Below are 8,910 nucleotides of genomic sequence, written 5' to 3'. Positions count from 1 at the left end.
GTAAACGATGGAATCGATTATTTTAACAATATTAGTAGATCAGAAACAAGAAATGGCTGTACCCCAGCAGAATTCTGGAGTATAGCCATATAATAAAAAAGCTAAATTTTATATTATTTTAAATGACAACCAGATGGGTACTAACGCATAACGAGCCTTGGTCTCGTTCCTCGGTTTTAAGCCTTGCAAAGTTCAGCAAGTCTTAAAACTCGTCCGGTGGTGTAATGGCTTACGCCATAACGCCACTTTCCATAGCTGGTGAATTTTCTCAGTTCTTACGACTTATTTATTTGCTAATAATTCATTTAGATATATGAATGGAGAATTATGAGTAAGCAGAATTTTTTATAGCACTAAGCGACAAAATTAAACCCAATAAAAAAGTGATCAATCAAACCTCCAATAAGAGATTCAATCGATCACTAAAAATTCAATATTAATTAACCGTTAACTAGTCGTAGAGGATGAGAATATTTAACATCTGTGGGAATGGCGTTATGACGGAGTCATTACACCATCGGGCGAGTTTTTGGTAAGGCTTCAGTCCAATCCGCACAGCAGGTAAATATCCTCATCCCCGAAGACGGAAAAAAATCACTTTTTAATAGTAGCGCCTAATACTTTTTCAAAATGTTCCATTGCCCAGTCATTGCCGACTTGATTGAATGAAGCCACACCCTGACTGTGAACAACAATCTTATATCCTAAGTCATAAGCGTCAACCGCAGTATGTAAGACACAAATATCTGTACATACTCCAACCAGATGAAGTGTATCGACTCCTCTTTCACGCAAACGAATGTCTAATGCTGTTCCAGCAAAAGCGCTGTAACGTGTTTTATCAAACATCTCGACATTACTTTCTGACTTATGTTTCTCATACCAATCTTTCAAATCTCCGAAAAATTCACGACCCCAAGTGTCACGCATATTGTGAGCTGGGAAAAGCTTTGTTTCGGGATGATATGAATCGAATGGTTTATGAAGATCAGTTGGTAAATATACCCAATCACCTGATTTTCTCATATCCTCAGCTAATTTAATGATCCTTGGTTCAATTAGCTGTCCGGGTTTACCGCAAGTTAGTGCACCATTATCGGCAACGAAATCGTTCGTGTAATCAATGATTAAAAGAGCTTGGTTTGACATGAGAAGTACCTGCTTTCTTTTTTACTTTGATTATTGATGGTTACAGTGATTAAGTCAAATCTAAATTATGCTTCTTCTGTTGGCGTGCTTTCGTCAAAAGCAATGATCTTTTTAGCAATTTCCTCTGGTTTTTCTAAGAAGGCAATGTGTCCAGTTCCAGTTACATCTTCCATTTTAAGGTTAGGAACACGGCCAATCGTTGCCTTGGCATCTTTAATTCCAGCTTCTCCTAAAATTTGATCATTGTCAGAGAACAAAGCCATAGTTGGCAAGTTAACTTTACGCATACGGCGATTTAACGCCATTTCTTCAAGGTAACTATCAGTTGACTTCAACAATTTTTTAGCAACTTTTTTGTCAGTATCTTTAGCTGAATCAGCGATGACATTAGGATCAGGCAAAGTTGAAGTGTCAAAATCCTTTGCAAAGTATAAATTCGACTTAACTGAAGACTTGGCCATTTTGCCTAGTAGAGGTATTGATGACAAAGTTGTTGATGTATCTAAATCAGCATATTTTTGTGTAGCCGGTGTATTCAACATGATTTTCTTAGACATTGCGATATCATGTTGTTCAGCCATGCGATTGACGATAAGTCCACCGACACCATATCCAAAGACAATAACGGGTTTTAGTACCTTAACACGTCCGATACCTTCCCACATAGCCCAAGCTTCGATATCAATTGTATAAAGGTCATCCTTACCTTCTCCAGAATCACCCTGTCCTAAAAGATCCATAGCTATAACCGTATATTTATCAGTCAAATAAGGCGTGATAGCATCATAATAAGAAATTGAACCATTGATTCCTGAAACTAAAACGATAATATCTTTATCGCTATTGACGTCTCCTGTTACTCTTACATTTACAAATCCACGTGAAGTTTCTAATTTATTTTCCAAATCTATTTGCCTCTTTACTTTTTTCTGTCATTCAAAATATACCGAAAAAACTGAACTTTTGCATTGTATTTGTTTATTCTTAATCAAACAGTAATCTGTCATGAGCATAATTCTATTCTATCAAAGATTTATAGCTTTATATTTAGTCTAGTAAAATATTCCATTGGACTATTTATTCGATTAATATTGACATTCGGTCCGAAAGTTACGTAATCTAGTAAAGGTTATTTTACAGGTAGGTAAAAATATGAAAGAAAAACTTTTCAAAAAAGCAGACTATAGACAGTTCATCTCAAAAGACTCTCATTTTACGAAGTCATTGACTAAAAATAACTTGATTGCCATGGGTATTGGTTCAATTATTGGTACAGGTATTTTTATTCTTCCCGGAATCGTTGCTTATTCAACATCTGGACCAAGTATTACGTTATCTTTTGTTTTGGCAGCAATAGTTTGTATCTTAGCAGCAATGTGCTTTGCGGAATTATCATCAACTTTTCCAGTTGCTGGTAGTACATATTCATACGGAAGTATCGTCTTTGGACAATTTCCCGGCTGGATCGTCGGTTGGGCATTATGTCTAGAGTACGTATTAGGGGTCTCAGCCGTTTCTTCAGGATTTTCAGCCTACTTTGTTAGTCTGTTCCAAGGATTCGGCATAGAGCTTCCTAAAGCCCTAACGGGACCATTTATTCCTTCAGAAGGAACAATCGTCAACTTGCCATCAGTTATTGTCCTCATTCTGATTTATTTTCTGTTAAAACGAGGTGTTCAAGCCTCAGCCAGAATGAACGCCGTGATGGTTTTTGTTAAATTAGCCGTCATTATCGCCTTTATCGTTATTGGTTTATTCTATGTAAAACCAGCTAACTATCATCCCTACTTCCCAATGGGCGGTCTTGGTGTTGTTAAAGGTGCTGCGTTAGTCTTCTTTGCCTATTTAGGGTTTGATGTCATTCCCTCATCGGCACCTGAAGTTAAAGATCCTCAAAAAAATATTCCCGCTGGTATCATGATCTCTCTAGCTGTCTGTGCGGGTCTTTATCTAATCATGGCCGCGGTTTTGACAGGTATGGTCAATTATAAACATTTGAACGTTTCTGATCCGGTTGTTTTAGCCTTGAGATATGTTGGTTTAGGAAAAATCGCCTTTATCATTACTATTGGTGCTTTAGCTGGAATGTTCACTATGATGCTGAACACACTCTATGGTGGATCTCGACTGGTCTACGCATTAGGACGTGACAAAATGATCCCTGCAAAATTTGGCGAACTGGAAAAGAAATCCAATATGCCAATGTTGTCACTAGACGCTATTACGATCATGGCCGTTCTCTTAGGTGGATTTGTCTCCTTAAAAGAATTAACCAGTTTAGTTAATATTGGGACACTTCTGTCATTTACTTTTGTTTCCTTAGGCGTCATTAAATTAAGACGCCGTGATGATGTACCAGAAAGTGGCTTCCACGTTCCCTTTTATCCAGTCTTTCCACTGTTATCAGCATTTCTATGTATCTTACTTATGACTCAAGTAAGTATCAATTCATGGATCGCCTTTATCGGTTGGATCATCGTTGGTACTGGAATTTACTTTGCTTATGGCTATCGTCAAGCTGATTAATCTACAACTAAATATATAAATCATCCCTTTATCGTTAACAGATGAACCCACATTTCATCTGAATACCGTTTAGGGATTTTTTTTATCTGGAAATAAAAAATGGCCATGCCCGTTTAGGACATAGTCATATATATAACTTCAATAAGAGCCAAAGAGTACGCTGGTGATTGGAAAGCAGTGTACACGGAGGCGGAACCTCTTAGACAAACTCCAATGCTTGTTTCAAATCATCGATCAAATCGTGATAATCTTCCAAACCAATTGAAAGGCGGATCAATTCATCTGTAATACCGACTTTTAAACGTTCATCACGTGGAATTTCAGCATGTGATTGAAAAGCAGGAACTTCAGCCAAACTTTCAACTGCACCTAGACTGACAGCGAAAGAAATAACTTTGACATGATTAACAAATTCTTTAGCATTCAAACCAGGATTTAATTCAAATGACAATACGCCACCAAATCCTTTACATTCATCCTTGATAGCATCAAAATTCTTGTCCCCATCGTGACCAGGATAGTGGATCTTGCTGATACGAGAATCGCTCTCTAGAAATTCGATCACCTTTTCAACATTGAATAAGTGACGATCCATTCTTACAGCTAATGTTTGAATACCTCTTTGTAAAATACTACATTCCTGTGGTGGTAGCACAGCGCCAGTAGTATTTTGATAATTATAAATTTGATCAGCTACATCTTTATTTTTAGCGACAACGACTCCAGCTACGAGATCAGAATGACCGGCTAAATATTTGGTTGCTGAATGAATCACAACATCCGCACCTAAATTAAGTGGTTGTTGTAGATATGGTGACAGGAATGTATTATCAATCACTGTTAAAATATCGTGCTTTTTAGCAATGGCAGTAATTTGTCTAACATCAGTCAATTGCAGTAATGGATTTGTGACTGTTTCAAAATAAATTGCCTTAGTTTCTGAAGAAATGGCTTCCTCAACTGCCGCTGAATCTCTGGTATCAACTGAAGTAAACGTAACGCCATTTGGCTTCAAATAATCGTTGATATAACGGAAAGTCCCACCATAAATATTGTCACCAATAACGATGTTGTCACCCGGCTTAAAGAGTGAAAAGGCAGCTGTAATAGCAGCCATTCCTGATGCAAAAGCAAAGGCACCTACTCCATTTTCAAGTTTAGCTAGTAATTGTTCTAACGAATCTCTAGTTGGATTACCGGATCTTTCATAATCCCAACGGACATCTGCACCGAATTTAGGAGAAACATAAGTCGATGAATTGTAAACTGGTGTATTGATTGCACCAGTATTATTATCATCAATTTTCCCTCCGTGAATCAACGTAGTATTGAATTTTGACATAGTAAATCCCCCTCATTTTAAAGTACTCTGCTTGCACTTTGGCAAGTATATTAGCATTATTTTAATTTCATTACAACAGGCGTATGAAGGCCGAATTGCCAAATTGTTTCACATGGAACATTCTGTATTCAGAACATACGTTTCTACTAGATATAGTGTCCTATTTTTGATGAACAATTTTGTAACAGGTTTCATGACTCAATATTGATGATTCTGGACTTATTGGATTCTCTAATTTTTCAGAAACAGCCTTCAAAAATGCCACAATGATCGGCTCAAATCCACGTGTAACTAGGTTTGGTTCCCAATCAGGACGAGCAGTTTGCTGAATACCACTAGTAGTGTACTTCTGCAATAAACTCAAGTCCTTTACAACCGCTCTTTTGGTTTCAGTTTGAACCACACTCTGTTCTAAGTTTAGACCACTGATCATGTTAGTTACAACACGTGTTTGACTGTTCTTACCAGTAATTTCTAAATACATTTGTGCTAGCTTATCATCCTGTAAAATTAATCTAGAACTGGTATTTTCCACTGCTTCATCCATCAAATATAATGCCGTATCAACACTATGAATAGCTAAATCAAACACGGCTTTATTTACAGATTGTTCTGTATCTTCACGTGTTTTTTCAACGGTTATCATTCTTTTATCTTCCATGGCTTTTAAATCTTGGTTAAATGGTGCAAAACGACGATTAAATCCACACGTTAACATTAGATTCTTGGATTCAGCCAATGTATAGAGGCGTTTAACTTCCTCAATATCATCAGAAATCGGCTTATCTACATAAACATTGATTCCTGCCAACAATAATTGTTGAATAATTTCCGCATGAGTCTCTGTTGGCGTATGTACAAAAACTGCCAAGGGATGTTCATCAATCAGTTGGTCTAAAGTTTGGTGGAGATGACTGAAATTATATTTAGCTTGTAGGCGTTCACCCTTCTCTTTATTACGCGTAGTTAAATGCCATTCATATTGATCTTGTAATTCTGACATCACGGGAAGATATGCTTTTTGAGCAATCTTGCCTAATCCAATAACACCGATTTTTTCCAAAATATTTCTCCCTTGCATACTAAATATTTATGGGTCTCTATTCGTAATCCAGTATACAAAAAAAGCGCTCGGATTACTCCAAACGCTCTTACTTTAATCAAATAGTGGAACTTTTTGCTGTGTTTTAACATCAAACATCCCTACATCAGAGATCTTCAATTCTTGAGATACTAATAATGACAAAGTTGAAAAAGACATGATCTCGTTGAAATTTACGTATCCTAAACGATTCATAGCTTCTCTAACTTGTTTGAGCTTCATAGCTAGAATTTCTACCGGCTCATCACTGATAATACCACCAATTTTTAGTGGTGCATTGGCTGTTATTTTATTGCCTTCAGCGACCACATAACCACCTTGTTGATCGATGATTTGGTGTTGAACTTGTAACATGGAATCAAGATCCGTTCCCATAACCATCAAATTGTGATGATCATGCGCCCAGGTAGTTCCCACTGCACCGGATTTATTCAAAGTATTTTTGACTAGTCCAAAACTGATATTACCGTTTTTACCATAGCGTTCTTGCACAACCAACAACGATAACCCTGCACTTTGCCAATCAACCACACCATTTACTACATTCAGTTCCATTTTTTCATGCTTAGTGAAAGTACCATGCTCATTGACTGCCATTATATTAGCAATAACTGAATTTTGAGAACTTTCAAGAATAAGATCATCTTTAGTAAATTTTTTGGCGTGAACAGTTGTCCGTAAATACTTAGGAAAATCAGCCCTTTGAGATGGTAAATCTGCGACAGAAATCCCAGATTTGAAGACTTGTGAGATAGTAAATTCATTAAGATCGGATAACATGATCAAATCAGCTACTCTGCCCGGAGCGATTGCTCCTCGATCGTTGAGAGACATTCTTCTAGCCGGTGTAAATGTAGCCATATAAACGGCTTTTTCAGCTGGTAAACCTAGACTGATTGCTTCTTTAACGATCATATTCAAATGCCCATGGATCAAATCGTCAGCCATCACGTCATCAGTTACAAAACCAATATATTCATACAAGTTATGATCAATAATCGTCTGCATATTTTCTTTTGAAAGTGACTTCTTTTGAATCTGAATATACATCCCGTTACTGATTCGTTCTAGCATAGTTTCTGGAGCTTGGAAAGTGTGATCAGAAGTAATACCACTAGCGACAAATTTTGCTAGATCTTCGCCTGTATACTTTGGACAATGCCCTTCAAGCGGCATCGTTGGACGCTTGTTTTGGCATAAACGGATGATCTGCCTGATCAGTGAATCTGGTTCATCAACGATACCTTTAAAATTCATAGCCTCGCCCAAACATATGATCCGTTTATCCTTTAATAGTTCATTTACTTCAGATAATCCAATGATGCCACCAGTTGTTTCCATATCTGGTCTAGTTGATGGAACTGACGAAGGGATTGCATAGAACGTATCAACCACACTGCTCTGGTTCATAAAGTCTTTTAATCCCTGTAATCCAGCCACATTTGAAATTTCATGAGCATCGGCAACTACAGTCGTTGTTCCAAACTTGACTGCTACTGCTCCAAAGTTAGCAGGACCAGTCATCGAACTCTCGATATGCATATGAGAATCTATCAAACCGGGAATAAGATATTGACCTTTAGCATCAACCGTTTTTTTGGCCTCATACTTCAAATTAGTATCAACTCTGACAAACTTTCCATCGGCAATCGCTATATCTTTTGATTCAAAAGTTTGATTAAAACTGTTAAAAACTTTTCCATTGATGATTAAAGTATCTATTTTCATATGCGCCTCATTAGTTCATTGTTTGATTCCAAGTTTTGATCCATGTTGGTAATTGTTTATTTACATAGTTAAAGTCAATTAATTTAGCACGTTTGGCAACATCGCCATATGTCATATGTTTAACATCGCGAGTTAAGTTAACTTGATCATTTACTGGAGCATTATTTAATGAGTCTGAACCGGCAACTGTTGTTTGAGAATCTTTGCTGATACGGTAGTCGATGTACTTATAAGCTGCTTCTGTATTCTTGCTATTCTTCAAAATTGAAACTGTATCATAGTTAGCGTATGTACCTGATTCTGGAACTACATAATCAACATCTGGTGCTGCCCCTTGAATCATATCAACAGCAAAGTCACCAACAACGGCGACGTCGATCTCACCAGATTTGAACATATTAGCAAGATCAGAAGATTTTGCATAAGTCTTAACAACGTTTGGCTTTAGTTCTTTCAAAGCACCAAAGGCTGCCTTACCGTCATCTTTTGTTACATCAGTTTTAGCATGTTCACTAGCCATATAAACCATAGCTGGTCCAAAAGTAGTTGAAATATCTGGAATGGCAATTCTGTTTTCTAATTTCTTATCCCATAATTGATCCCAAGAAGTAATTTTACCAACTGTCTTAGGATTATAGATAATACCAATGCTGTTAACAGTATAAGGAACACTGTTAGTATCCTTAGCTAATTTTTGTTGTTCCTTACTTAAATACTTGAAATTCTTAAGCTTGCTGAAGTCTAATTTTTTAAAGAGACCCTTTTTTTGTCCGGCTACGGCATTATTTTGAGCTAACTCGATCACATCAACACTTGAGTTAGGATTATGTTCAATTTGAGTAAATCTAGATGAACTATCTCCAAATTGGCTCTTAACTTTTAGCTTATTATCTTTTTGGAATGGTTTGAAAACATCATTCGTCATCTGCTTAGTTGCTAATCCAAAAGTAGAAACCGTCAATTGCTTACTTTCTTTACTGCTATTGTTACTACATCCTGCTACAAGTAATGTAACTAGTAAAGTTGTGATGATCGCAAAGAATTTAGTATTTTTTTTCATGTT

At 36.8% G+C, this 8,910-nt stretch carries 7 protein-coding genes; 1 reads left to right on the top strand and 6 read right to left on the bottom strand.

Translation table 11 applies throughout. The features are described from left to right. Positions 1–594: 594 nt before the first annotated feature. Both EKM60_RS09810 and EKM60_RS09805 read right to left on the bottom strand, forming a co-directional pair. Complete coding sequence (locus EKM60_RS09810) at positions 595–1,149, bottom strand: cysteine hydrolase family protein (RefSeq protein ID WP_125714979.1); 555 nt, start codon at positions 1,147–1,149, stop codon at positions 595–597. Positions 1,150–1,214: 65 nt separating this feature from the next. Then, positions 1,215–2,054 carry an alpha/beta fold hydrolase gene (locus EKM60_RS09805; protein ID WP_125714977.1) on the bottom strand — a complete coding sequence of 280 codons (840 nt, stop codon included), beginning with the start codon at positions 2,052–2,054 and terminating at the stop codon, positions 1,215–1,217. A gap of 247 nt (positions 2,055–2,301) precedes the next feature. Between EKM60_RS09805 and EKM60_RS09800 the strand changes: the two genes are divergently transcribed. Further along, the gene (locus EKM60_RS09800; protein ID WP_125714975.1) at positions 2,302–3,675 is read left to right on the top strand and encodes an APC family permease; all 1,374 of its coding nucleotides are present in this window, start codon (positions 2,302–2,304) and stop codon (positions 3,673–3,675) included. Positions 3,676–3,874: 199 nt separating this feature from the next. Here the strand turns inward: EKM60_RS09800 and EKM60_RS09795 are convergent, their stop codons facing one another. The 4 genes from EKM60_RS09795 to EKM60_RS09780 all read right to left on the bottom strand — a co-directional run bounded on the left by EKM60_RS09795 (position 3,875) and on the right by EKM60_RS09780 (position 8,907). Further along, positions 3,875–5,017: a trans-sulfuration enzyme family protein gene (locus EKM60_RS09795; protein ID WP_125714973.1), complete on the bottom strand. Its 1,143-nt coding sequence runs from the start codon at positions 5,015–5,017 to the stop codon at positions 3,875–3,877. A 160-nt stretch (positions 5,018–5,177) separates the two neighbouring features. Beyond that, positions 5,178–6,080, bottom strand: a complete 903-nt coding sequence (locus EKM60_RS09790; RefSeq protein ID WP_125714971.1) for a Gfo/Idh/MocA family protein — start codon at positions 6,078–6,080, stop codon at positions 5,178–5,180. Between the two features lie 93 nt (positions 6,081–6,173). Beyond that, entirely contained in the window at positions 6,174–7,847 is a 1,674-nt protein-coding gene (locus EKM60_RS09785) for an adenine deaminase C-terminal domain-containing protein (protein WP_125714968.1), read from the bottom strand. Positions 7,848–7,857: 10 nt separating this feature from the next. Further along, positions 7,858–8,907 (bottom strand): ABC transporter substrate-binding protein, encoded by a 1,050-nt coding sequence (locus EKM60_RS09780; RefSeq protein ID WP_125714966.1) that lies wholly within the window; start codon positions 8,905–8,907, stop codon positions 7,858–7,860. Positions 8,908–8,910 lie beyond the last annotated feature (3 nt).

Origin of the sequence: Companilactobacillus kedongensis (genome assembly GCF_003946625.1) — a bacterium.
GTDB lineage: Bacteria > Bacillota > Bacilli > Lactobacillales > Lactobacillaceae > Companilactobacillus > Companilactobacillus kedongensis.
The sequence above is the reverse complement of the archived record's forward strand: the minus strand, read 5'-3'. Positions and strand labels throughout refer to the sequence as shown.

Bases quoted from the DNA above. Each gene is read 5' to 3' on its own strand.
- EKM60_RS09810 (WP_125714979.1), bottom strand. From the start codon at position 1,149: ATGTCAAACCAAGCTCTTTTAATCATTGATTACACGAACGATTTCGTT.
- EKM60_RS09800 (WP_125714975.1), top strand. From the start codon at position 2,302: ATGAAAGAAAAACTTTTCAAAAAAGCAGACTATAGACAGTTCATCTCA.
- EKM60_RS09795 (WP_125714973.1), bottom strand. From the start codon at position 5,017: ATGTCAAAATTCAATACTACGTTGATTCACGGAGGGAAAATTGATGAT.
- EKM60_RS09785 (WP_125714968.1), bottom strand. From the start codon at position 7,847: ATGAAAATAGATACTTTAATCATCAATGGAAAAGTTTTTAACAGTTTT.
- EKM60_RS09780 (WP_125714966.1), bottom strand. From the start codon at position 8,907: ATGAAAAAAAATACTAAATTCTTTGCGATCATCACAACTTTACTAGTT.